Consider the following 23224-nt stretch of genomic DNA (forward strand, 5'->3'; position numbering starts at 1 on the left):
ACCGGGCGCGCGGGCCCGGTTGTCATGCTCAGCGATCACTTAGCGCGTGGTGACGCGCCAGACGGTATTGCTGGCGTCATCGGCAATCAGCAGGCCGCCCTGCTGATCCTGCGCCAGGCCAACCGGCAGGCCGCGAACCTGCTTCTGATCCTCGGTCAGGAAACCAGAAACCACGGTTTTTGGTTCGCCCACCGGCTTGCCGTTCTCAAACTTCACCCACGCCACGCGATAGCCATTGAGCGGCTTGCGGTTCCAGCTGCCGTGCTCACTGACAAACGCGCCGCCACGGTATTCTGCGGGCAAACCGTTGCCGGTGTAGAACCACAGTCCCAGCGGCGCCACGTGCGAGCTCAGCGCATAATCTGGCTTGATCGCTTTCTCCACCATATCCGGACGTGCTGGCTTCACGCGCTCATCGACATGCTGACCATAGTAGCTCCACGGCCAGCCATAGAAGCCGTTTTCCTGCACTGAGGTCATGTAATCCGGCACCAGATCGGCACCAATTTCATCACGTTCGTTAACGATGGCCCACAGTTTGCCGGTTTGCGGCTCCCACTGCAGCCCGGTTGGGTTGCGCAGGCCGCTGGCGTAAATACGGCTGGCCCCGCTGGCAGCATCCACTTCCAGCACCGCCGCACGGCGATACTCGGCACCAATGCCATTTTCGGTGATGTTACTGTTCGAGCCGACGCCAACGTAGAGTTTGGTGCCGTCCGGGCTGGCGAGCAGCGATTTGGTCCAGTGATGGTTGATCGGGCCGCCTGGCAGCTCGGTCAGCTCTTTACCGGCGGCGGTGATTTCAGTCTGTCCCGGCTGATAGGGAAAGGTCATCAGGCTGTCGGCGTTGGCCACGTACAGCGTATTGCCAATCAGCTGGACGCCAAAAGGCGAGCTAAGCCCTTTGATAAACGGATGCTTCTCCCAGTTGCCGTTGGTGTTGCGCAGCAGCGTAATGCTGTTGCCGCCTTCGCCGCCTTTACCAGAGGCCTTCTGTACGATGCCCATGATCATCTGCTTAGGCCGCGTGGTCGGCTTCGCCGGACCGTTGCCCTCGACCACCAGCACGTCATTATTCGGCAGCACGTAGAGCTGGCGCGGATGCTTAAAGCCATCGGCCAGCTTCTCAATTTTCAGCCCTTCGGCCACGGTGGGCATTTCGCCCGCTTTCCATGCCACGCCTTCCGGCACCTGCATCGGCGGCAGCAGGAAGTTTTTCGCTTCCGGCAGCTGTGGATTAGCCCCGATCTGCTTCGCAGGATCGAGCGTGGAGCCGTTGTCACAGGCGGTCAGCAGCAGTGCGCTGCTCAGGGAAAAGGCGATCAGTTTAATTTTCATTATGCGCGCTCCTTATGCCACACGACGTTCGCGCAGGGCGAGTTGAACATTGGCGATAGCGAGCAGCAACACCACAAGCGTGGAAAGAATAACGCCGGCCGGCACCACCGCGTAGCTGTCACGGCTGTGAATAAAGGCGTTCACAATGGCGAGAATAATGGCCAGCAGATTAGCCCAGAAGGAGAATGTCACGCCCGGCCCACGCAGACGCGCCTTGCCGAACCAGACCTGCACCAGGTTAATCAGGCGCGGAATAATCGCCAGAAAGAGACCAAAGGTGATCAGCCAGCTGGCGGCTTCGGTCCAGAGGATTTCATAGCTGCTGATATAGATGATGTCGAACAGCCAGGCCGCGACAAAAAAACCAAAGGGTATCGGATTCAGCAGTTCAAACAGCCCCACCGCCAGCGCGGAATTTCCCGAGGTATATCGATATGACATTAACAGGCTCCTTATCAGAAAAAAGCAGGGCAAGCGCCACCGCTATGCTCTAAAAGGGTAGTCAATAAACGGTGGCCGGGCGGATTAAACGCAGCAGATAAGTAAAATCAGTGCGCTAAAGTGGCTGAGCAGCAAGGAAAAAACGCAGGGTGAGGCAAAAGCGGGCGTTATCCGGCGGCCTGATTAGCCGCCTGTAGCCGAACGCGCGCGTTGGCAGGCTGGCTGAGTGTGAGCTGCGCTTCCAGCCACTCAAACAGCGCCGGATAATCCAGCGGAGAGTTTTGATCGCACTGCCAGAGTGGCCCTAATCCCAGCGGCGTGGCGCGCTCGGCCAGTGCCCGCAGCTCCGGCAGATACTCTTCACCGGGATGGCCCGCCGGCCGCTGCGGAATACGCGCCTTGTAGCGCGCCGCCACCCGTTCACCGTCGATCTGGTTCCACACTTCCAGCACGTTGCTGACACCCGCCTGGCGCAGATGCTCCTGCAGCAGCGTCAGCGGTTGAAAGCCAAACCAGGCATCGATGACGTAAACACAGCGCAGCGGCGCCTGCGCCACCGCCGACCAGATTGCCGCATAGGCCGCCTTGCCCAGCTGGCGATTGGTGGCACGATCCACCGGCGCCAGCATCGCCATAAACGGCTCTTTCACCTCATCCAGCGTCAGATAAGGCAGCTGAAAACGATTGGCGATCTCGCGGGCCACGCTGCTTTTTCCCGATGCCGGGACGCCATTAACCAGAATGACCGTTTTTCCCGTAATGGTGTTCATAGGATGTCGATAACCTCCATGCGGTGCTGCGCCTGACGCAGGCGGCGCAGCGTCTCATCATCTTCCAGCATTGAGACAATGGCACGAATGCCCTCTTCAATGTGGGCGTTGCTGTCGCGGGCGCCGAACATAATGACGATATCCGCCATGTCGCTGCCCTGAAATGAGATCGGCTCCGCCAGCAGCAGCAGGCTGAAACAATCTTTGATCACCCCGCTTTCCGGTCGCGCATGGGGAATAGCGATGCCCTCTTCAAAGACATAATAGGCGCCATGTTCTTCCGTGTTGGCGATCACCGCCTGATAATAGGATTCGTGAATATAGCCCTTCGCCACCAGCGGCTGGGCCGCCAGCGCAATCACCGCTTTCCAGTCGCGCTCGGTGACGCCAACCTGAATCGCATCTGCCTCAATCAACAGCTGTTTAATTGACATCGCTACCTCAGAGTGTTGTACGAATGATATTGCGTAACTCATCCATTTTGACAAACAGCGGATCGATGCGGTCACGATGGCTGCGGCTTTTGGCGAACACTTTTATCGCCTGGTTATAGTGCACCAGCAGCTTTTTCTGCGTCTCGCCGTCGCGCGGCGTTTGCGCCAGCTTTTGTTCCAGCAGCGAGAGCTGCTGCGCCAGGGTTTCCGCCTGCGCATCGTAATCCGATGTGTCGCTGGCCTCTTTTTGCCACAGTTTTTTCACGGCATTAAACATGCGATCCTCCAGCCCCGACCCGCGCCGGGGCGCCAGGGTAATCAACAGATAATGAAGAAAGGGTTCAGCGGAACAGCGCGATTTTTTCCATCAGCACGTTGCGCACCGCGTCATTGGCGGGCACGAGGAAGTTGCGCACGCTGTCGTTGACCTTGCCTTTAGAGAAGGTGTTCTGACACTCGCCAACCCACTGCACGTTCATTTCAGTACCGACGTTGACCTTTTCAATGCCGCCCTGCACCGCCTGACGCATATCCTCGTCGCTGACGCCGGTGCCGCCGTGCAGAACCAGTGGCGTTTGCGTCGCAGCGTAGATCTCGGCCAGCCGCTGATGCTGAATTTCCGCTTTGCCGGTGTAGAGGCCATGCACGGTGCCCACCGAGACCGCCAGCATGTCAGGATGCGTTTCTTCCACGAAGCGTTTCGCCTCTTCCACCGTGGTAAAGGCCATGTCGCTCATCGCCAAGCATTTACCATCTTCTGAGCCGCCGATAGCGCCCAGTTCCGCCTCCACGGTGATATTGCGCGGCCGCGCCATGCCGATCACTTCCCGGGTATTGGCGATGTTCTCTTCAAACGGCAGGTGCGAGCCGTCATACATCACCGAGCTGAAACCGGCATCCATGGCGAACTTGATCGCCGCAAGGTCAGAACAGTGGTCGAGGTGCAGACAGGTCGGCACATCTTCGCTCTCAGAGAGCGAGCGGATGGAATCGACCAGCAGTTTGTGTCCGAGATATTTCGCCGTACCGGTAGAGATCTGAATCATCAGCGGGCTGTTGGTTGCTTTCGCCGCTTTAAAATAGGCGGGCAGCATCTCCAGACAGTGCAGATTAAAGGATCCCAGCGCTTTGAAATCACGCTGCTTGGCCACCTGTAACAGCTCGGTGAAATTATAAAGTTTCATGGACTTTTTCCTCATGGGGACGCGTGGATTTACCGTTAACAAACCAGGCAATCAGGGTAATAAAGGCAACAAACAGGGCGACGAACAGCCAGTTGTTCTGGAACGCATGGCCGAGCAGCAGGCCGGTACTGATGACGTCGGAGTCACTGAAGGTGACGCCGGTAAAGCCGTAGCCCTCAAGCATTGGCACCAGAATCGACGGCAACAGGGTGATAAACAGACCGTGCACCACGCCGCCAATCATCGCGCCACGCCGACCGCCGAGCGCGTTACCAAATACCCCTGCCGTGCCGCCAGCAAAGAAGTTGGTCAGCAGGCCGGGCAGAATCATCGCCATACCGAACATCGGGAACACCAGCATGCCAATCACCGACCCGAGCGTGGTGGCCAGAAAGCCGACGATCACCGCGTTAGGGGCATAGGGAAACAGCACCGGACAGTCGAGCGCCGGTTTGGCATCCGGCACGATGCGCATGGCGATACCGCGGAAGGCAGGCACCAGCTCGTTAAGCAGCAGACGTACACCGCTGTAGAGCACAAAGACACCGGCAACAAACTGAATACCCTGCATAAAGGCGTACATCAGGTAATTCATGCCGTTGGAGAACTGGGCGATGTAGGCCGGACCGGCGGCAAGCGCCGGAATCAGGTACATCGGCACCATCACTACCGCCATCGACAGATAGGTGTCCTGCAGGAATTTAAAGTTGTCGGGCAGCTTTAAATCCTCGGTGGATTTCGAGCCTTTCCCAACCACTTTGGCCACCGCCGCCTGCACCAGATAACCGATGGTGCAGAAGTGACCGAGTGCGACATCGTCAGAATCGGTGATGCGACGCACTATCGGCTGGGCCAGCGCCGGCATGATCACCGCCATGATGCCGCCGAACACGCCGCCGGTGAGGATCAATGGCAGGCCGGTCAGCCCCGCTTTGTAGCCGATCACCGTGCCGATGGTCGCCATCCACAGCAGCGCCTGGCCGGTGAGGAAGATGTACTTAAACGGCGTGATGCGGGCCAGCAGGATATTGACCAGGAAGATCACCAGCAGCGTTAACGCCACTTCTGAACCCAGCTCGCGGCTGGCCAGCCCGGCAATCGCCGCAACGTCGGTGATATATCCGCGCATGCCGAAGCCGTGGGTGAATATATCGTTCAGAAACGTTAATGTGCCGACAATAATATTGATGCCCGCCATCATAATTAAAAAGCCGAGCAGCGTTTTAAAGGTTCCTTCAACCACTTTCCCTGCGGATTTCTTTTGCAGTAGTAAACCCACCATGGCAATCAGGGCGATCAATATTGACGCCTGGCCAAGCAGATCTTTTACCAGGAAGTTAATAAAGCTGTTCATATTCAGGCTACCTTAGTATCGCGGTCTTTTAAAAAGGCCAGAATTTTCTCTTCGATTTCCTGTTTATCCGTTAACCGGTTTAAAATAATGACGCGTTTCTTCTCCTCATCACTGGCGTCAGCATTTAAAATATCGGCGAAGGTTTTTTGCGTCAGAATAATATCCGATTTAAACGCGTTGGCTTCCGATATGGTGGTATGATCGATCTCAGCATCAATTTCGAGTTTTTTTAATACCGATTTGGCGCTCATTTCGATGGCAAAGCTTGAACCTAAACCGCAACCGCAAACACACAGAATCTTCAACATAATATTTCCTCACAGTATGGATAACTGTTTAGCCAGTTTATAATGGTGCCCTTCGGTATCGACCAGCCGTTTTTGCATGCTAATAAGATCGATTGGAATAGGCTTATTGCTGGAATTAATAATCACAGCTTTATTACGCAGACCTGATGCAATACAACGCACTACTTCACTCGCAATAATCGTTCCCTGATAAATCTCTTCACAGGTCGGATCGCCATTACGCAATCCGTAACCGATAATGGTTTTTCGTATCCGCACGCCGATGCGCGGCTCCAGTCGGGCAATCATGGTGTCGATCGCCCCCTGAAAGCCGGGGGTATATTCGCGGGTGTAGCCTTCAGAACAGAGCACGATGACGCTGTTTTGCTGCGTCAGCTTATGGCGAATGCGCTCGGCCAGCGTCTCCAGCGGTATTTCGCATTCCGGAATCAACGCAATATCAGCATTGGATTTAATCGCCGCCTGCAGCGTCAGCTCGCCGCAATAGCCGCCCAGCAGTTCCATCATAAATACCCGGCCCGGCAGTGCCCGCCCGGTATTGCGTAATTTACTGACCTCTTTAATCACCTGTTCGCAGGCGGTGGAAAAGCCCAGCGTATAATCGCTGCCAAAGACATCATTATCGATGGTCATACCGACGCCAAAACAGACAATGCCATATTCACTGAGCGTATTTAAAAACTGTAATGACCCGTCACCGCCCGCCATAATCAGCGCATCAATATGCAGTGCCTTTAATTGTTTGGTGATCGCTTCATATTCCCGGCCGTGCAATTTCCTCGTGGTGCGTCCGGAAGCCATAACCGGAATCGCGCTGATCGAATAATCCAGCAGATCGCGCAGGGAAATTTCCCGCTGGCGATTATCCAGCAACCCCTGAATACCGCCGTCGAACAAAATAATATTGGCCTGCGTCAGGCGCGCAATTTGATAAACAAAGTTATTAATACCGGAAACATCACCACCGCTAATAACCATACCCAATTTCATCGTTGCTCTCCCGTCGCTGGCTACAGGACTTATCTTACGTTTGGCAACAGGGTTATTTGCAACGGATGTCACATAATGGTGATGTTTCACCCGGGCTGACGTCTTGACAGTGCATTGTCAGCGCCATTAATTGTGATTCATCTCACATCGTTATTTCCACGGGTTAATGAGATGTTAAAGTGAACATAAGCTAAATCAGCACGTTAGCCATGTTTATGCTATCGCAACGGCAACAGCTCTATTTTTCTGAGTCGCACTTTTTCTGAGATGATAAAAATGTGAGTGACTGCGCATTTATTCAGGCAGCGAGTGAATCGGAAAAGAAATAAGGCGTGGGGAGGCGTTTAAGAAGGGTTAAAAAAACGCACAGAAGTAAGACGGGAATAGAATCGGGGCGCCAGTGCGCGCCCCCTTTACAGATAAGCGTTACTGATTTTTCAGCCAGGCAAATACCGAAGCGAGATCCTGTTCGCCATAGCCCGCCTCAACCGCCTGTTGCCAGACGCGGGTAACATTTTCCAGCGCAGGCAACTGACGATCGCTGGCGGCATCCAGCGCCAGGCGCGCATCTTTCAGCGCCCAGTTAAGGTGCATCTGTGGCGTGTAATCGCCGCCGGTGATCATGTCGAGTTTGACTTTGGCATAAGGTGCCGCCAGCGGTCCGCCCTCCAGCACCTGCCACAGATCGTCCGGGCTAAAACCAAACTCTTCGGCCAGCAGCGTGCTCTCTGCCAGGCTCTGCATCATGCCAATCAGCCAGCTGTTGATCACCAGCTTCATGCGCGAACTGGCACCGGCACTGCCCAGCCAGCGCGTGCCTTTACCAATGGCGGCAAACACCGACTCAGCAGCGGCGGCTCGCTCACGCTCACCGCTGGCGAGGATCAGAATCTGCGCATTTTCTGCTGGCGCTTTGGTGCCGGAGACCGGCGCATCGATAAACAGCAGATCGCTGCGCTGCGCTGCGGTCTGCGCAATCAGTGAGTCGGTCATTGCCGTGCCAATGGTGCCCATCTGACACAGGGTAGCGCCCTGCTTCATGGCGGGCAGCGTCTGGTTAACCACGCTTTCGGTCGAAGCCGGATCGGCCAGCATCAGGATCACGACGTCAGCCTGCGCGACCGCGTCAGCAGACCGATCGGCCAGCTGCAATCCCGCGGCGCAGAGATCTTCCCCTTTCGATCGCGTGCGATTCCAGCCATGCACGGTAAAGCCCTTTTTCAGCAGGTTAGCGGCAAAAGCGTGGCCCATAGCGCCTAAACCCAGTACGGCGACGGTTGGTTGATTCATCTGTTTATCCTTTTTCTGAGTCGAAAATGCAGCTGATAGCCTGGTGCAAGTCGGCAAAAAAGTCGCCGCTGGCGAGGTTTTTTTTCGTCAGCAAGCGTAACCAGCGCGTCTCTTTTTGCGGTGAACGCGGGTAAACGCGCCCGCAACGCCTGGGCAATTAATGCTATCCCGTGAGTGCGCTAAGCGATTATCCTGTGCGCCATCTGTTTCAGCAGAAACATTCCCTCACTTTTACCGAGTAAAAATGGTATGAAAATCACACAATTTTACCCGTTGCCCGCCGCCTTGCTGCTGCTTGCTCCCGGCGTGCAGGCGGAGAACGCGCCCGCCACCCTGGTGGTCAGCGCAGCCCCGGCCCCCTCCGGGCTGTCGGAGCTGGAAACGCCCGCGGCGGTCAGCGTGATCGGCGGCGACGATATGCGCCGCGCCGCGCCGCAGATCAACCTGTCAGAATCGCTGGGCGCGGTGCCGGGTTTACAGCTGCTTAATCGCCAGAACTATGCGCAGGATTTACAGCTGTCGGTACGCGGTTTCGGTTCGCGCTCTACCTACGGCGTGCGCGGCGTGCGCATGTACGTTGACGGCATTCCGGCCACCATGCCCGACGGCCAGGGACAAACGTCCAACATCGATATCAACTCGATTGACCACGTTGAAGTGCTGCGCGGCCCTTTTTCAGCACTCTACGGCAACGCCTCGGGCGGCGTGGTGAATGTTGAAACGGAAACCGGCAGCCAGCCAACACGGGTACAGGCCAGCAGCTATTACGGCAGCTACGGCACCTGGCGTTACGGCCTGAAGGCCACTGGCGCGGTGGGTGACGGCACACAGCCCGGCGACGTTAACTACGCGGTGTCCACCACCCGCTTTACCACGCACGGCTATCGCGACCACAGCAGCGCGCAGAAGAATCTCGCTAACGCCAAACTCGGCGTGCGCATTGACGATCTCAGCACCCTGACGCTGATCTTTAACAGCGTCGATATCGACGCCAACGATCCGGGCGGATTAACCGGCGATCAGTGGCGATCCAATCCGCGTCAGGTCGCCAGCAACGTGACGCTCTACAACGCGCGCAAAACGGTAAAGCAGACCCAGGCCGGGCTGCGCTATCAGCGCGCCATGAATGAAAACAACGATCTCAGCGTGATGGTGTACGCCGGTGAGCGTGAAACCGTGCAGTATCAGTCGATTCCGCGCGCCGTTCAGCTGGCCAGTGCGCAGCATCCCGGCGGCGTGATCGATCTGACCCGTCACTATCAGGGGATTGATACACGCTGGACCCACCGCAATCAGCTGGCGGGCATTCCGCTGACGCTGACCGGCGGCCTCGATTATGAAACCATGACCGAGCAGCGCAAAGGCTATCAGAACTTCACCAGCGCCAGCGATCTCGGTAATAAAGGCGCTCTGCGCCGCGACGAACGCAACCTGATGTGGAACGTCGATCCTTATCTGCAAACCGCGTGGCAGCTCAGCGATAAACTGTCGCTGGATGCCGGGGTGCGTTTCAGCACGGTGAATTTTGACTCCAACGATCGTTACATTACCGCGCTGAACGGGGATGACAGCGGCAACGCGCGCTATCACAAATGGCTGCCCGCCGCCGCGCTGAAGTATGCCGCTACCGATGCGTGGAATCTTTACGCCTCGGCGGGACGCGGATTTGAAACGCCGACCATCAATGAACTTTCCTACCGCGCCGGAGGGATTAACGGGCTGAATGTTGCCCTGCAACCTGCCACCAGCGACTCAGTGGAAATTGGCAGCAAAACGCGCATCGGTAACGGACTGTTCAGCGCCGCGCTGTTTCAGACCGAAACCAAAAATGAAATCGTCGTTGATCAGAGCAGCGGCGGACGCAGTAGCTATAAAAACGCCGGTGAGACGCGCCGCCGCGGTATTGAGCTGGCGCTGGATCAACAATTTGCTTATGACTGGCGGCTGCGCATGGCGTGGACGCTGCTCGATGCCACTTATCAGAGCAACGCCTGTGGCGATGAGAGCTGCCGTGGCAACCGCATTCCGGGTATCGCGCGCAACATGCTTTATGCCGCGTTTGGCTATCAGCCGGACAGCGGCTGGTATGCCGGCACCGATCTGCGCTACATGAGCAATATTGCCGCTGATGATGACAACAGCGCCAAAGCGCCCGCGTACACGCTGGTCGGCCTGAACAGCGGCTATAAATGGGTACAGGAGAACTGGACGCTGGATCTGTTTGGCCGCGTCGATAATCTGTTTGACCGTGACTACGTCGGTTCAGTGATCGTTAACGAAAGCAACGGCCGCTACTTTGAACCGGCACCGGGGCGCAATTATGGCGTCGGTCTCTCGGTCAGCTACGCCTTTCAGTAAATCTCGCTGGCGGCACCGTCGTGCCGCCATTTTCGCGACAGGTCTTGTTGCGCACGCCCGACTCCCCGCAGAAAATCCGGCTTTTGTTTTCGGAGCCTGTGACCATGCCTGCTGTTACCGTACTTTTGCCCGTGTTCAACGGGGCTGAATTTATACAGGAAAGCGTCGACTCCATCCTCGCGCAAACGCTGCCCGACATGGAGCTGCTGGTGATCGACGATGGTTCTCATGACGACACCCGCGACATTCTTGCGCGCATCGACCATCCCCGTTTTCGCACCCTGCTGCTGGCCGAAAATGGCGGCGCGGCCAATGCGCTGAATCAGGGCTGGCAGCAGAGCGACAGTGACTTTGTTGCCTTAATGGATGCCGACGATATCGCCCTGCCGCAGCGGCTGGAAAAACAGCTGCAACTGATGAAAAGCCGCCCGCGCGTTGCCGCCTGTGGCGCACAGATGCGTATGTTTGGCAGCCACTACAATCGGGTAATCCTGCCGCAACAGGACGGGGCGATTAAAGCCAACCTGCTTGCCGCCGTCAGCAACATCGCCAATCCCACTGCCCTTATCCGCCGCCGCACGCTGGATAAGCTCGGCGTACGCTGGGATCCAGCGATGCAGGGGATTTTCGACTGGGCATTCTGGTGTGAGTTGATGTTGCACAAAGCGGAACTGGCCAATCATCCGGATGAGCTGCTGCGCTATCGCATCCACCCGCAGCAGCAGTCGCGCGATCAGCGCCCGCTGCGGCCGCTGTTTATGCAGACCCGACTGAAACTGATGGCGCAGTTGTTTCCGCGTCTGTCAGAAGAGCAGCACCGCACCGCGGAGCCGTTGTTGCAATGGGTGAATCCGCCAGGCATGTCGATCGCGGCGTTACAGACAGGACTGACGGTGCTGGAGCAGTTGCTGGGCCAGCCCGCCAGTGCGCTGGGGGAAAGTCGTGCCGCGCGTGATGCGTTGATTCTGCGCTGCATCACGCGCTGGCAGGAGGCGCTGGAGCGCGCCGGTTAATCAGGGAATAATGTGGTTGGCTTTCAGCCGATCAAACAGTTCAAAGAAGCAGTCACGCGTGCTGCGATAGCCGGTGAAGCCCGCCTTGCGGCTTTTGCTGATATCGGTGAACACCTCCATCGGCCTGCCGAGATCGGCATCGGTGTGCCACCATGATGCCAGGCGCGTAACGTCCGCTTCTTTCAGATCGTAGCGCGCAGCAATCTCGCGCCACTGCGCATCGGCCTGCTGCATGCGCGCTTCCAGCGGCTGCGGCTCGCCATCAAAACCCACTGGCTCGATATCAAAATAGCGGGCGATTTCGCCCCACATCCATTTCCAGCGGAAAACGTCGCCGTTGACCACGTTGAAATCCTGGTTTTTAGCATTTTCGCTGGTGGCCGCCCACAGCAGCTGATCCGCCAGCAGATGCGAATCGGTCATGTCGGTGACCCCTTCCCACTGCGCCTGCGAGCCAGGGAAAACAAACGGCTGATTGTTGACCTTGCACAGCGTGGCGTAAACCGCCAGCGTCTGGCCCATATTCATGGCGTTGCCCAGCGCAAAACCGATGATGGTGTGCGGGCGGTGTACGCTCCAGCTGAAGTGATACTTTTCCGCCGCGGCGAACAGCTCATCTTCCTGGGCATAATAGAAGTTGTCGACCGGCTGACGGCCCTGCTCCTCACGGAACGGCGTCATCGGCACGTCGCCTTTGCCGTAGGCGTCGAACGGACCGAGATAATGCTTCAGACCAGTGATCAGCGCGGCGTGACCACCGGTTAAGCGATCGCCCAGCGCCTCAAGCACGTTGCGTACCATTGCTGCGTTAACCCGAATGTTCTCTTTCTCATTTTCCTGACGGGCCCAGACGCTGAAAAATACGCTGTCTACCGTAATATCCTTCAGCGCCTCTTTCACCGCCGCGGCATCGGTCAGATCGACCTGAATCGCCTGGCAGCCTTCCGGCACCGCAGTACGACCGCGAGATAATCCCCAGACCTGCCAGTTTTGTGCGGTCAGCGTTTCTGCCAGCGCCGTGCCGTTGATACCACTGACGCCAACAATAAGTGCGCGCGAGGTCATAAAAAACTCCCGTGTTGTCTGAATGAAGGGCTAATTATAGTGCAGTCATCACATTTTACCGGTGCAGAAACAGCATGTTGCATTTCAGCTTTTAGCTTTTAGCGTCGGGATAGAGCACCACGTCATGAAATTGCACCATAGTGTTGCCCGCGTTGGCATAGCTGTGCGGCACGTCGGCGGCGAAGCGCAGGGTGTCGCCCTGGGTCAGGCGTAGCCAGCGGGTCTCAATTTTGAGCGCCAATACGCCGCGCACCACCCAGATATGCTCCACCACGCCCGGACGGTGTGGATCGGAATCACTGCGCGAGCCAGGCGCCATCTGGATCAGCAGCATATCCATATTGAATTCGCTGTCGTAAGGAAACAGCTGAGTCACCGAGATCGGCTGGTTAACATCGTGCACCACGGGCTGTGCCGGCTCGGTGGCCAGCGAGTCAGGTTCTATAAAAGTGGTAAAGGGAACATTAAAACCGGTGGCGATTTTCCACAGCGTTGCTACCGTAGGGCTTGATTCAGTGCGCTCGATTTGGCCAAGCATCGCTTTGCTGACGCCGGTGCGTTCGGCGGCTTCCGCCAGACTCCAGCGTCGTTGTTGCCGCAACATCCTGAGTTGCGCAGCCATATACTGGGCTAATTTATGCATCTCTTTCTCTGTTAACCGTAAACTGTCACCACTTGTGCGTTATAACGCACAGTGGTAGCCTGGGCGCTATAACGCACAAAAGGAGTTGGTATGCCGGTTCCGCTCGCGCTTCGCCATTTCACCCTGCCCGCCATAGTGGCCGGACTGGTGGCTGTACTGGTGAGCTATACCAGTTCAGCTGCCATTGTTTTCCAGGCGGCCCAGGCAGCGGGTGCCACTATTGAACAGACGGGCAGCTGGCTGGTGGTACTCGGCCTGGCAATGGGTATCACCACGATCGGTCTGTCGTGGAAATATCGCATTCCGGTACTCACCGCCTGGTCAACACCGGGTGCTGTTGTACTGACAGCGGGCTTTCATGACGTCACCTTGAGTGAAGCGGTCGGCGTGTTTATCTTCAGTAATGCGTTGATTTTGTTATCCGCAGTCACCGGATTGTTCGCGCGGATAATGAGGATCATACCACAGGCAATCTGTGCTGCGATGCTGGCAGGCATACTGCTGCGTTTTGGTTTAAACGCCTTTACTGGCCTGCAGCAGAACTTCCTGCTATGTGGAGCGATGTGTCTGGCATTTGTTATTGGCCGACAGCGCATGGCACGCTATGCAATTTTGTTGACCCTGCTGGTGGGACTGGCGGTGGCGATGGCGCAACAGGCTATTCATCTGCCGCCCCAGCCGCTGCGCTTTGCGCTGCCAGAGTTTGTTGCACCTCACTTTTCTCCCGCCGCGCTGCTTGGCGTGGGTATCCCCTTCTTTATTGTTACGATGGCGTCGCAAAATGCGCCCGGCATCGCAACGTTGCAGGCGTTTGGCTATCAGCCCCCGGTCTCTTCCCTGATTGGCTGGACGGGCTTTACTGCACTGTTGCTGTCACCTTTTGGCGGCTTTTCTGTCTGTATAGCTGCAATTACCGCCGCCATTTGCATGAGTGAGGAGATTCATCCCGATCGCCAGCAACGCTATGCGGCAGCGGTGGTTGCAGGCCTGTTTTATCTCATCGCTGGCGCGCTGGGCGGCGCGGTCGGCTTGCTGTTCAGCGCCCTGCCTGGCGCGCTGATCCAGACGCTGGCTGGCCTGGCGCTGTTGGCGACCATTGCTGGCAGTATTCAGCAGGCACTGGCGCAGGAGGCTGAACGTGATGCGGCGATGATCGCCTTTTTAGTCACTGCCAGCGGTATTCAGCTGCTGGGTATTGGTGCGCCGCTGTGGGGGCTGGTAGCAGGCTTGCTGGCCTGCGTTATTCAACGCTTGCTCGCTAAACGAAAAATCTAATAGCCCGGCGCGCTGTCGTTGTATTGCTAAACCAGTACAACGGCAGCGGAAAAAGGTTTTTCACCAACTGCTCAGGCAATACCCTGTTTACTTCACTGGCGCTCTCACTAATAAGATAAATCACAGAATCCTGCAAAGTTGTACAATCCCTGGAAAAGCTGTCCAGTATTCTGGCAAAGAAAAAACAATGGCATTTAAATAGCTAAACCATAAAAACGCGGTGCCATTAAATGTAATTATTGCTAGCATTGGTTCAAATTCAGCCGGCTATTATTTATCTGCACAAACAATGATTACGCAAAAAAATTCGTGATGAATAATAAGAAGAGAGCGTGACGAGATTTAATTAGAAGGCCTGAGGAGTGAGCGAGTACGGGGTGTATTTCTCCCGACGATGGAGGGGGATTATCGTCGGGAGAAATTGGCTGCAAGGGATAACTACGGTCGTAAAAGATTAGCTGGCGTTGGTTGCTTCGGCAGCGTTGGCTGGCTTGCGGCCGCCGCCATGACTGTTCTTACCGCCCTTGCGGCCTGCTTCGGATGCCTTTTCAGGATTGTTTTTGAAGTTACCGCCGCTACGCTGCCCACCCAGCTTTCCAGCCTCGGACGCGCGTTGACGATCCATTGCAAAATTCCCTGCACCACCACGATGTTGAGCCATTGTAAAACTCCTCTTTGACATACACTTAAAATAACGTCGCGCAAAAGGGGGGCGAGACGACAGGTCGAACACCATTAAATGTATCCGGTTTCATAATAAGCGCAAGATAAAATATATGAATTTTGTGGTTCTGTTCCTGTTCATTTAAATTACCCACCAAATTATTATCACAGCCCCTTAAATACCAACCTTTCCCCATCATTAAATAGTCAGATAAGAAAATTCCTAAAAACAACATAGCAACACTCATTGATATTTAATTTGTTAGAATCGGCCCCAGCTTAATCAGAGCCAATTATTTCTGTCAGGTGAAAAATGAAGAAGTGGTATCGTTGCTCGCTGGTTTGCGAACGAAGAAAGTTTGTCGCTCTGCTGCTGGGTGCGCACGTCTATTTATTGATGGAAGATGGTACTACTATTAAACATTCCCGTGCATGGCTAGCCATTAATAAAAAACATTTTACTGCCATCGAGTAAGTCCACAGATGTCAGCCCCATCGCCGTTTTGCTTTCGGCTACGCCAGTTTTCTCTGGTTATGCGATGGCGGTCGCGTAAAAAACCACCAGCCACGACGAAAACAGCCCGCTTTCACGCTCTTATCAGGCGTTTGATTTGCCATAATCAGAATTAAAATCATCACAATCGCAGATATCACCCTATTTTCTGCCTCTGGTAACGTCACAAAAGGGCTCAGCAGGTGACAAAAACATTTCTTCGTAGCGGCAGCCTTGATGCCGTACTGGCACTCGGTGAAAACGGCCAGCCGGTGTTTGCTTCTGCCCGACAGCTGCGCGAAACGCTGCGCCTGCGCAAGCAGCACGCGCTGGCTGACTGTCTGGCCATTCCACAGATCAACGACGCGGGTGACCGCCTCGACTGGTACGCGCCCTTTTCTGGCCGTCTGAAATCCTGGCGTTCAGCCAGTGACAGTGAAAGACGCCACGCTATCCAGCTGCTTGAAAGCCATCAGCTCAGCGTGAATGCCCTGAGCCAGCAGGCGTTACAGGCGGAAAAGCCCGCCATGAAGCTGTTTGGTGCACTGCTCAGCAAAGCCTTTCAGTTCCCCGATTGCCAGTATGTTTATCTGGTGGACGGCAAGCCGGTTATCACCTTTTGGGGTTTTGTCGAACTGGATAAAAAAGCCCGTCAGGATGCGCTGGACTGCCTGCGTGACACCCTTGATGAAGCGCCGCCGCTGCTGGTGCAGCCCGCCGAAGCGCCGCCGGTCATCGTTGTTCCCCCTGTCGTCATGGTGACTGAAGCCGTGGCGGAACCGGCAGTGATTGCGCCGGAAGCCGAGCCAGAGATGGTGGCCCCAGCGCCGGTCATCGCCGCGCCAGTGAGTCAATCCCGTCGCCGCCTGCCGATCTGGTGGCTATTGCCGCCGCTAGCAATTGCCGTTGCCGGTGCGGTGGTGTTTCTGACGCCGTCGCAGCAGCCGCCTGTGGCCAGTGCACCCGTCGCCAGCGACCCGACGCCTGCACGCGCGCCAGCCATTCTGCTCTCTGCACAGAAACTGGCGCAGACGCTGCCACTGCTACCGGCCAGCGTTGCCTCCGTCGCTCCGGCTGCTGCTGCGCCCGCAGCGGCAACCGCAGCCAGGCCCGCAGCCAAAGATGATCTGGTGATCACCGCCGATACCATGCGCATCGGTTCCACCCGCTTCCTTGATGGCCGCTGGCGCGTCACGCTGCCCAACGCCACCCAATCCACCGGCAAACCGGTTACCCTGCGCTATACGCTGCGCCGCGGCAAAGGCAGCGCCAGCGTGGTACAAAGCGACGGCCTGCGTTGTCAGGCAGATGAAATCACCGCTGGCTGGACCAGCACCGGCGATCTGGCGATCAACAGCCGCTTTACCGCTAAATGCAGCGATGGCTCGCGATACCGCATGCCGCAGCTGGTCTGTAAACAAGGTGACGGCGCCGCCCAGTGCGAAGCGCAGTTTGGCGAGACCGCCTCCCCGATGACAATCAAGCGCGAGAGTAAGTAAGCATGCTGGCAACCATTACCGACAATCTGCATAAGATCGCTTTAATTGAAGAGAGCGGCATTCAGTTTCTCGACTTTGCGCTACGCGTCAGCGACAGCAGCCAGACGCGGAAATTCGTGCGTCAAACCGCTAACGGCCCGCTGCTGGTGCTGCAACAGGTAGAGAACAGCGATAAGTGCCTGCTGATGCCGCAGAACGGCGGTACCGCCGAAGTGGTCAAGGCGGAATCCAGCGTGGTACTGGCAGACTCACTGGCGCTGCTCGACAGCCTGTGGCTGCCGCTGCCGATCCTGCGCTGCACCGCGCCGCGCAACTTTATTGGCGGCCCGGAAAACTGGGCGCGGGTGCAAATTCTTGCGCTGCCCCAGCCGGATGCCGAAGGCAACACGCACCGCATCTGTCTGGCTTTTGATACCCGCCTGCTTGGCGACGGCGACGAACAGCTTGGCCTGTGCGCCAGCGACGCGCAGAACGGCGTCAATTTTGCCCTTGCCTGGAACAACTATGAGCTGGGCGAGTTTCTCGATCTGCCGTGGGTGGATGGCTGGCTGCGCGAAGTGTTCAGTCAGCAAGTCAGCGCCCTGCAGCAGCGCCGTGAGGCGGATATCAATTCAGCGCTGCGCGAATTTGAGTATCAGGCGCACTACCTTAATTTACTGGCGCTGCTTGGCAGCCAGCTCGGCCTTAGCGATATTCATATTCACGCGGCCACGTTGCAGGAGCCGGTGGTGAATGTCGATCTGATCCTCGATGTCGGTAACTCGCACACCTGCGGCGTGCTGGTGGAAGATCACGCCGATGAGAGCAACGGCCTGAAGCAGACCTATGAGCTGCAGCTGCGCGATCTCTCCCGCCCGCACTATGTCTATAACGAAATGTTCGACAGCCGGGTGGAGTTCGCCGAGGCGCGCTTTGGCAAAACCCATTTTTCCGTGCAGAGCGGTCGTGAAGAGGCGTTTGTCTGGCCTGCGCTGACCCGCGCCGGTCGTGAAGCGAGCCGCCTGGCGTTGCAGCGTACCGGCACCGAAGGCGCAACCGGCCTCTCCAGTCCGCGGCGCTATTTATGGGACGAAGAGCCATGGCTGGCAGGCTGGCGGTTCAATCAGGATCAGGAGCCGATGGCCGCGGCCAGTCCGCTGATGACCCTGTTAAATGATGAAGGCGAACCGCTGTACGCGTTGCCCGCCGACGAACGCCTGCCGGTATTTTCCGCGCAGTACAGCCGCAGCGCACTGATGACCTTTATGCTCTCCGAGCTGCTGGCGCAGGCGCTGATGCAGATGAACAGCGCGGCGCAGCGGCAGAAAATGCCGCACGTTACGGCGCCGCGTCAGCTGCGGCACATTATTCTGACGCTGCCGTCGGCAATGCCAAAGCCTGAACGTGAGATTTTCCGTCGCCGCATGCAGCAGGCGATCGCACTGGTGTGGAAGGCGCAGGGCTGGCATCCGCAGGATGCGGGCTTTGACACCGAGGCAGACAAAGCACTGAGCCGTAAACCGGTGCCAGACGTCCAGATGGAGTGGGATGAAGCGACCTGCGGCCAGATGGTTTGGCTGTTTAACGAAACCCAGGTGAACTTTGCCGGTCGCGCCGAAGCGTTTTTTGCCAGCATGGCGCGCCCCGATCGCCCGCGCGATGCCGACGAACCGGCGGGCAAGAGCCTGCGCATCGCGTCGATTGATATCGGCGGTGGCACCACCGATCTGGCCATCACGCAATACACGCTGGATGATGGCCAGGGCAACAACGTCAAAATCAACCCGCGCCTGCTGTTCCGTGAAGGCTTTAAGGTGGCGGGCGACGATATCCTGCTCGATATTATTCAGCTTTATGTGCTGCCCGCGATGACCAGCGCGCTGCGCAAAGCGGGCGTCGCCTCACCGGATGCGGTGATGAGTAAACTGTTTGGTCACGACCGCGTTGATGCGCACGCCACGCTGCGTCAGCAGGTGACGCTGCAGCTGTTTATTCCACTGGCTGAGGCGGTGCTGGAGCAGTATGAGCGCTTTGATCCGCTCGACAGCCGCGCCGAAATAGATGCGCTGTTTGGCGAGTTGCTGAGCCAGCCACCGACGGCGGCGGTGCTCGATTTTGTTAACGGTGAGATTCAGCGCGTCAGCGACAAGCCGTTTAACGTGCTGCAACTGCCGCTGGTGGTCAGCCTGGCCCAGCTGCACAACGAATTTCTCCAGCATCGCATGGCGATTATTCCGGCGCTGCGCTCGATGGCGGAAGTGGTGTCGCTCTACGGCTGTGACGTGCTGCTGCTGACCGGACGCCCTTCGCGTTTTCCTGGCGTGCAGGCGTTGTTCCGTCATTTGCAGCCGCTGCCGGGTAACCGCATTCTGTCGCTGGAGGGCTACCACACCAGCGACTGGTATCCCTTTAATAAAGATGGCCGCATCGACAATCCTAAATCCACGGCGGCGGTGGGCGCGATGCTCTGCCTGCTGGCGCTGGATTTGCGCCTGGCGAGCTTCTATTTTCGCGCCGGGGATTTTCAGCCTTACTCAACCATTCGCTATCTCGGCCTGCTGGATGAAAACCAGGTGCTTAGCGAAGAGAACGTCTGCTACAGCGAGATCGACTTTGATGACGCCAGCTATGCGCTGGATCGTAAAGCGAGCCTGCAGATCCGCGGCAACGTCTGCCTTGGCTTCCGCCAGCTGGATAACGATCGCTGGCCCGCTTCGCCGCTCTACAGCCTGAGCATCACCGACACGGCGCTGGCGCGCAAAGTTGCCGGCGAGAACCTGCTGCGTGTTAAGCTTGCCATCGCGGCCGGGGAACAAGGCCATGAGACGCTGGAGATCAGCGAAGCCCGGCTGGATGATGGCACGCGCGTGCCGTTACACCAACTCAGCCTCAAACTGAACACGTTATCTGGCAGCGGCAATGCCAATGCGCAGTACTGGATCGACAGCGGGAGCGTATATAAGCGATGAAAGTGGTAACGCCGAAACAACAGACCACCCAATTGACCAAACAGTTAACCGCCCTGAATAACGGCATCGCCGCCGCGCTGGAGTGGATTGAGCAGACGCGCGATCGCACACCGCGTCTCGATTTAGAAGCGGATGGCCTGGCGCTGCGCCTGCGCCGTCATCGCCGTCAGCTGCACGGCATGGCTAACAGCCTGGCGCGCGACAACAGCCTGGCGCTGTATGGTCATTCACAGCCGGGCAAAGCCTGGTTGCTGAAAGAGATGGTGGCCGATGCGCAGGGCCATCTGGTGACCACCCTTGGCGGTAAGCAGCTGGAGTGGTTCAGCCACATTAATCCGGGCCATCAGGATTATGGTGTGGTCACGCGTTTCAGCCATACCGCTGAGGTAAAGTCCGCCGCCTGGCCGGTGACCATTAGCCTGTTTAACGAAGGCGAAGTGACCCGCATGATGCTGGCCGCCTGGCGGCAACAGCCAGGCACGCCGCCCACCAGCCAGGCGATCGATAATGCCCTGAGTCAGTTGCAACGTCACCGGCAGAGCGAGCCGGTAGCCGGTCTCGACAGCGATGAGCTGGTGGCACTCTGGCAATGGAGCGCGCGTCACGATGCGCAGCACAACGCGCTGTTTGATCGTCACTTCTGGCCGCAGGCGCTGGAGCTGGCGCCATGGCTGTCGGTGGATGACCGTGCACGCCTGTTCGCCCTGCTGTGGGCAGAAGATGACACCCTGACCGAAGCCTGGCGCCAGCTGGTGCATCAGCTGCATCAATGGAAGCTGGCCACCCGCGTGATGGCGCCGCTGTCGCTGCTGGTGGATGAGTCGCAGCTACCGGCCGAACTGTTGATCAATCCGCAGGCGGCCGATGGTTTTGGCCAGTCGCAGGATCGCCAGCTGGAAATTTGCCCAATGAACGGCAACCGCATGGGAAAACCGCAGCCGGTGGCGCTGGCTACCCTGCTGCTGCTCAGCCGTGAATTGCTGATCCCGCTTGATACGCCGCCGCGTCAGGCGATTTTCGATCAGGCAGATATGCTGGATATTCCCGCCTGGGGCGAGCCGGAAGATGAAGATACCCGATTTGAACGCCGTCGCAGCCAGCAGCGCAATCCGCTGGCCGCACGCTTAATGGCCGCGCGCCGTGCGCTATTTCTCAGCAGCTACGCCGAGCGCCGCGCTATCGATCTGATTCTGGTGTGCAACGCCGCCAGTGAGCGCGCCGATGCGGCGACGGCAGGCAAACTGCTCGGCGACTGGGCCAGCCAGCAGCCCGCGGCGGAAAAACCGCGTCTGCTCTGGTCGATTACCCGTCACGATGCGCGCCATCGTCAGCAGCACAGCGTCGATGAAGCCGTGCAGCGTCGCGTGGGTCAGCCCGGCAGCGACTGGGGAACCATGCTGGTGGAGGATCGCGCCGGCGTCGATCGTATGGCGAGCTGGCTGGAAGCGGAAATCCGCCCGGAAACCAGCCGTCAGCAGCTGGCCGAACAGCTTACCGCGCTGCAGCAGGAGATCGCCGAAACCCTGTTTGCCAACTGGTTGCAGGCCGATGCCACGCCACAACAGGCAGAGCAGAAACAGCAAATTGCCAATCGCCTGCTGAAGGCCCTGCAGCACCGTACCGGATTACATGGCGAGCTGCTGGAGCGTCTGCAACCGTCGCGTGAAGCGCTGCGTCAGCTCTGGCTCCAACCCGAACGTCAGCATGTTGCCGCCGCCGCAGGCCCGCAGCAGCAGCACTTTGGTATTGGCTTTGAATTTGATCTGTTCAACGATGCGCCGGTGACCACGCCGTCGCAACCGGGCCGCGATGCCGCCGACGATGAGAGCCAGTTCGCCCGTCAGGTACAGCGTTTCTGGTTGCAGCATCTGCGGGCACTGCCTGACAGCAGCAGCCTGCTGAGCCTGCTGGATGTGGATAAAACCACGCTGACCCAATTGATTGAAGAGCTGATCGATGCCAGCTTCAGGCTTGATATTGCCGGTGCCCTGCAACGTGCGCTCAGCGAGCATGAGCTACCGGGCGGCAATCGTGAAGCCAAGGCCGATCGCCAGGTATCGCGGGCGCTGACCGTACTCGGTGATTTTGTGGCCTGGCTCGGTTTTTCTCAGCTGCCTGAGGCGCAGCGACCGGCCAGCCGGGTCAATCCGGGCCAGCCGATTTTTGCCCGGCCGCCAGGGCCGTCAGTGACCTTTGGCCAGGCCAGTCGCCTGACCAAACTCTCTGCCACGCCCGCTAACAATACCGCGTTCTATATTTACGACTGGCTGGTTGGGCTGGATCGGCTGATCGTTGATAACAACGGCTACGCCAGCGGCCGTGAACTGGATGCTGCCGCGCGCAATGCGCTGGCAGATATCGTGCGTCAGTGTGCGCCGGTAAAACGGTTCTAATCGATCCTCACTTTGAGTTGGCCTGCCAGCTCAACTTCCGCTTCCCGTAACAGGGCAATCAGCGCCGCAAAGGTTTCCTGCCTGGCGGCGCTGTGCAGATGGCACAGCGCAATCTCCGCCGGTAACGGCATTTCACCGGTTAGCACATCCCATAACGCATCAAGGTTGTTGCCAAAGTGCGCGCCGCTGTGGGTCAGCCGGACGAAATGGCGATAGAAGGCGCGCATGTCGGCGATCTGCCGAAAATCAAAGCTCAGCCGGTGCAGCGTCATCACGGCATCCGGGTAAAAGTGCGATAGTGATCGCGCGTCAGCCAGACGGTGCCGCTGGTTGACCAGATCAGGCGGTCGGCGTTGCGGTGTCCGCACTGGTAATTCACATCGGCTTCAAAGAAGCGTTCTCCGGCTGCGGCGGGCAAACGCCCTTCACGATTGGCAAAACGATCGCCACCGATGGCATGGCCGGGCAGACTCACGCATAAATTGCCTTTGGCGGGATCCCAGCCCTGACGACGCGCCTGACTTTTTGTCAGGTAAAACGCAGGTAACTGCTGATGTTGTTGAAGATAACGGGCAACCACCGGCGCAGCGGTGAGCGCACTGATGTCCTGTTGGGCCAACGGAGGCGCGGAAAAATGGGGTTTCAGGCCGATCCAACAGACGATCAGCGCAGCAGCAAGAACGATCCAGCGAAGTGTTGACATGATTAGTAGAGAGCGAAGTGAACGAACTGCGGACTATACCATTTTTTGTGGGTAACGCGGGC

At 57.6% G+C, this 23224-nt stretch carries 22 protein-coding genes; 7 read left to right on the forward strand and 15 right to left on the reverse strand.

What is annotated here, in order from left to right:
- Window positions 1–39: 39 nt before the first annotated feature.
- From EM595_RS09040 to EM595_RS09085, 10 genes are all read right to left on the reverse strand, one after another.
- Window positions 40–1338: a PQQ-dependent sugar dehydrogenase gene (locus tag EM595_RS09040; RefSeq protein ID WP_067430644.1), complete on the reverse strand. Its 1299-nt coding sequence runs from the start codon at window positions 1336–1338 to the stop codon at window positions 40–42.
- 12 nt (window positions 1339–1350) lie between these two features.
- Window positions 1351–1779 (reverse strand): hypothetical protein, encoded by a 429-nt coding sequence (locus tag EM595_RS09045; protein WP_067430647.1) that lies wholly within the window; start codon window positions 1777–1779, stop codon window positions 1351–1353.
- Between the two features lie 167 nt (window positions 1780–1946).
- Window positions 1947–2549, reverse strand: a complete 603-nt coding sequence (locus EM595_RS09050; protein ID WP_067430651.1) for a P-loop nucleotide/nucleoside kinase family protein — start codon at window positions 2547–2549, stop codon at window positions 1947–1949.
- Complete coding sequence (locus tag EM595_RS09055) at window positions 2546–2983, reverse strand: PTS sugar transporter subunit IIA (protein ID WP_067430654.1); 438 nt, start codon at window positions 2981–2983, stop codon at window positions 2546–2548. Before EM595_RS09055 ends, EM595_RS09050 begins: the two co-directional genes overlap by 4 nt.
- A gap of 7 nt (window positions 2984–2990) precedes the next feature.
- The gene (locus EM595_RS09060; protein ID WP_067430657.1) at window positions 2991–3260 is read right to left on the reverse strand and encodes a hypothetical protein; all 270 of its coding nucleotides are present in this window, start codon (window positions 3258–3260) and stop codon (window positions 2991–2993) included.
- 64 nt (window positions 3261–3324) lie between these two features.
- Window positions 3325–4167 (reverse strand): class II fructose-bisphosphate aldolase, encoded by an 843-nt coding sequence (locus EM595_RS09065; RefSeq protein WP_067430660.1) that lies wholly within the window; start codon window positions 4165–4167, stop codon window positions 3325–3327.
- Window positions 4154–5521, reverse strand: a complete 1368-nt coding sequence (locus EM595_RS09070) for a PTS sugar transporter subunit IIC (protein WP_067430662.1) — start codon at window positions 5519–5521, stop codon at window positions 4154–4156. The genes EM595_RS09065 and EM595_RS09070 overlap by 14 nt, the downstream gene beginning before the upstream one ends.
- A 2-nt stretch (window positions 5522–5523) precedes the next feature.
- Complete coding sequence (locus tag EM595_RS09075) at window positions 5524–5829, reverse strand: PTS sugar transporter subunit IIB (protein ID WP_067430665.1); 306 nt, start codon at window positions 5827–5829, stop codon at window positions 5524–5526.
- 9 nt (window positions 5830–5838) lie between these two features.
- Complete coding sequence (locus EM595_RS09080; RefSeq protein WP_067430669.1) at window positions 5839–6819, reverse strand: 6-phosphofructokinase; 981 nt, start codon at window positions 6817–6819, stop codon at window positions 5839–5841.
- 426 nt (window positions 6820–7245) lie between these two features.
- Window positions 7246–8166 (reverse strand): NAD(P)-dependent oxidoreductase, encoded by a 921-nt coding sequence (locus tag EM595_RS09085; protein ID WP_071852503.1) that lies wholly within the window; start codon window positions 8164–8166, stop codon window positions 7246–7248.
- A 192-nt stretch (window positions 8167–8358) separates the two neighbouring features.
- On the opposite strand from EM595_RS09085, the gene pqqU reads away from it, so the two are divergent.
- Together pqqU and EM595_RS09095 are read left to right on the forward strand one after the other, a co-directional pair.
- Window positions 8359–10467 (forward strand): TonB-dependent receptor PqqU, encoded by a 2109-nt coding sequence (gene pqqU, locus EM595_RS09090; RefSeq protein ID WP_067430676.1) that lies wholly within the window; start codon window positions 8359–8361, stop codon window positions 10465–10467.
- A 104-nt stretch (window positions 10468–10571) separates the two neighbouring features.
- Complete coding sequence (locus EM595_RS09095) at window positions 10572–11480, forward strand: glycosyltransferase family 2 protein (RefSeq protein ID WP_067430679.1); 909 nt, start codon at window positions 10572–10574, stop codon at window positions 11478–11480.
- Here the strand turns inward: EM595_RS09095 and EM595_RS09100 are convergent, their stop codons facing one another.
- Window positions 11481–12545: an SDR family oxidoreductase gene (locus EM595_RS09100; RefSeq protein WP_067430682.1), complete on the reverse strand. Its 1065-nt coding sequence runs from the start codon at window positions 12543–12545 to the stop codon at window positions 11481–11483.
- Window positions 12546–12636: 91 nt separating this feature from the next.
- Window positions 12637–13188 (reverse strand): helix-turn-helix domain-containing protein, encoded by a 552-nt coding sequence (locus tag EM595_RS09105; RefSeq protein ID WP_067430685.1) that lies wholly within the window; start codon window positions 13186–13188, stop codon window positions 12637–12639.
- 90 nt (window positions 13189–13278) lie between these two features.
- Between EM595_RS09105 and EM595_RS09110 the strand changes: the two genes are divergently transcribed.
- Window positions 13279–14463, forward strand: coding sequence for a benzoate/H(+) symporter BenE family transporter (locus EM595_RS09110; protein ID WP_067430688.1), 1185 nt, complete (start codon window positions 13279–13281; stop codon window positions 14461–14463).
- A gap of 454 nt (window positions 14464–14917) precedes the next feature.
- Here EM595_RS09110 and EM595_RS09115 read toward each other — a convergent pair whose 3' ends face one another.
- A complete protein-coding gene (locus EM595_RS09115) occupies window positions 14918–15124 on the reverse strand; it encodes a con-10 family general stress protein (RefSeq protein ID WP_067430690.1) in 207 nt (68 codons plus the stop codon).
- A 315-nt stretch (window positions 15125–15439) separates the two neighbouring features.
- Here EM595_RS09115 and EM595_RS21065 point away from each other — a divergent pair, with 315 nt between their 5' ends.
- The 4 genes from EM595_RS21065 to EM595_RS09130 all read left to right on the forward strand — a co-directional run bounded on the left by EM595_RS21065 (window position 15440) and on the right by EM595_RS09130 (window position 22459).
- Window positions 15440–15601 (forward strand): hypothetical protein, encoded by a 162-nt coding sequence (locus EM595_RS21065; protein ID WP_157883861.1) that lies wholly within the window; start codon window positions 15440–15442, stop codon window positions 15599–15601.
- Between the two features lie 221 nt (window positions 15602–15822).
- Window positions 15823–17118 (forward strand): SrfA family protein, encoded by a 1296-nt coding sequence (locus tag EM595_RS09120; protein ID WP_067430693.1) that lies wholly within the window; start codon window positions 15823–15825, stop codon window positions 17116–17118.
- A 2-nt stretch (window positions 17119–17120) separates the two neighbouring features.
- On the forward strand, window positions 17121–20066 hold the full coding sequence (locus EM595_RS09125; protein ID WP_067430695.1) for a virulence factor SrfB: 2946 nt from the start codon (window positions 17121–17123) through the stop codon (window positions 20064–20066).
- Window positions 20063–22459: a virulence factor SrfC family protein gene (locus tag EM595_RS09130; protein WP_067430697.1), complete on the forward strand. Its 2397-nt coding sequence runs from the start codon at window positions 20063–20065 to the stop codon at window positions 22457–22459. Before EM595_RS09125 ends, EM595_RS09130 begins: the two co-directional genes overlap by 4 nt.
- On the opposite strand, the gene EM595_RS09135 is transcribed toward EM595_RS09130, so the two are convergent.
- Together EM595_RS09135 and EM595_RS09140 are read right to left on the reverse strand one after the other, a co-directional pair.
- The gene (locus EM595_RS09135) at window positions 22456–22731 is read right to left on the reverse strand and encodes a barstar family protein (protein ID WP_419190071.1); all 276 of its coding nucleotides are present in this window, start codon (window positions 22729–22731) and stop codon (window positions 22456–22458) included. The genes EM595_RS09130 and EM595_RS09135 overlap by 4 nt on opposite strands.
- Window positions 22731–23162, reverse strand: a complete 432-nt coding sequence (locus tag EM595_RS09140; protein ID WP_067430699.1) for a ribonuclease domain-containing protein — start codon at window positions 23160–23162, stop codon at window positions 22731–22733. Before EM595_RS09140 ends, EM595_RS09135 begins: the two co-directional genes overlap by 1 nt.
- Window positions 23163–23224: the final 62 nt, after the last annotated feature.

This window comes from Duffyella gerundensis (genome assembly GCF_001517405.1).
Classification (GTDB): domain Bacteria; phylum Pseudomonadota; class Gammaproteobacteria; order Enterobacterales; family Enterobacteriaceae; genus Duffyella; species Duffyella gerundensis.

Coding starts and splice junctions, on each gene's coding strand:
- EM595_RS09040 (WP_067430644.1), bottom strand. CDS start 1,338: ATGAAAATTAAACTGATCGCCTTTTCCCTGAGCAGCGCACTGCTGCTG.
- EM595_RS09045 (WP_067430647.1), bottom strand. CDS start 1,779: ATGTCATATCGATATACCTCGGGAAATTCCGCGCTGGCGGTGGGGCTG.
- EM595_RS09050 (WP_067430651.1), bottom strand. CDS start 2,549: ATGAACACCATTACGGGAAAAACGGTCATTCTGGTTAATGGCGTCCCG.
- EM595_RS09055 (WP_067430654.1), bottom strand. CDS start 2,983: ATGTCAATTAAACAGCTGTTGATTGAGGCAGATGCGATTCAGGTTGGC.
- EM595_RS09060 (WP_067430657.1), bottom strand. CDS start 3,260: ATGTTTAATGCCGTGAAAAAACTGTGGCAAAAAGAGGCCAGCGACACA.
- EM595_RS09065 (WP_067430660.1), bottom strand. CDS start 4,167: ATGAAACTTTATAATTTCACCGAGCTGTTACAGGTGGCCAAGCAGCGT.
- EM595_RS09070 (WP_067430662.1), bottom strand. CDS start 5,521: ATGAACAGCTTTATTAACTTCCTGGTAAAAGATCTGCTTGGCCAGGCG.
- EM595_RS09075 (WP_067430665.1), bottom strand. CDS start 5,829: ATGTTGAAGATTCTGTGTGTTTGCGGTTGCGGTTTAGGTTCAAGCTTT.
- EM595_RS09080 (WP_067430669.1), bottom strand. CDS start 6,819: ATGAAATTGGGTATGGTTATTAGCGGTGGTGATGTTTCCGGTATTAAT.
- pqqU (WP_067430676.1), top strand. CDS start 8,359: ATGAAAATCACACAATTTTACCCGTTGCCCGCCGCCTTGCTGCTGCTT.
- EM595_RS09095 (WP_067430679.1), top strand. CDS start 10,572: ATGCCTGCTGTTACCGTACTTTTGCCCGTGTTCAACGGGGCTGAATTT.
- EM595_RS09100 (WP_067430682.1), bottom strand. CDS start 12,545: ATGACCTCGCGCGCACTTATTGTTGGCGTCAGTGGTATCAACGGCACG.
- EM595_RS09105 (WP_067430685.1), bottom strand. CDS start 13,188: ATGCATAAATTAGCCCAGTATATGGCTGCGCAACTCAGGATGTTGCGG.
- EM595_RS09110 (WP_067430688.1), top strand. CDS start 13,279: ATGCCGGTTCCGCTCGCGCTTCGCCATTTCACCCTGCCCGCCATAGTG.
- EM595_RS09115 (WP_067430690.1), bottom strand. CDS start 15,124: ATGGCTCAACATCGTGGTGGTGCAGGGAATTTTGCAATGGATCGTCAA.
- EM595_RS21065 (WP_157883861.1), top strand. CDS start 15,440: ATGAAGAAGTGGTATCGTTGCTCGCTGGTTTGCGAACGAAGAAAGTTT.
- EM595_RS09125 (WP_067430695.1), top strand. CDS start 17,121: ATGCTGGCAACCATTACCGACAATCTGCATAAGATCGCTTTAATTGAA.
- EM595_RS09130 (WP_067430697.1), top strand. CDS start 20,063: ATGAAAGTGGTAACGCCGAAACAACAGACCACCCAATTGACCAAACAG.
- EM595_RS09135 (WP_419190071.1), bottom strand. CDS start 22,731: ATGACGCTGCACCGGCTGAGCTTTGATTTTCGGCAGATCGCCGACATG.
- EM595_RS09140 (WP_067430699.1), bottom strand. CDS start 23,162: ATGTCAACACTTCGCTGGATCGTTCTTGCTGCTGCGCTGATCGTCTGT.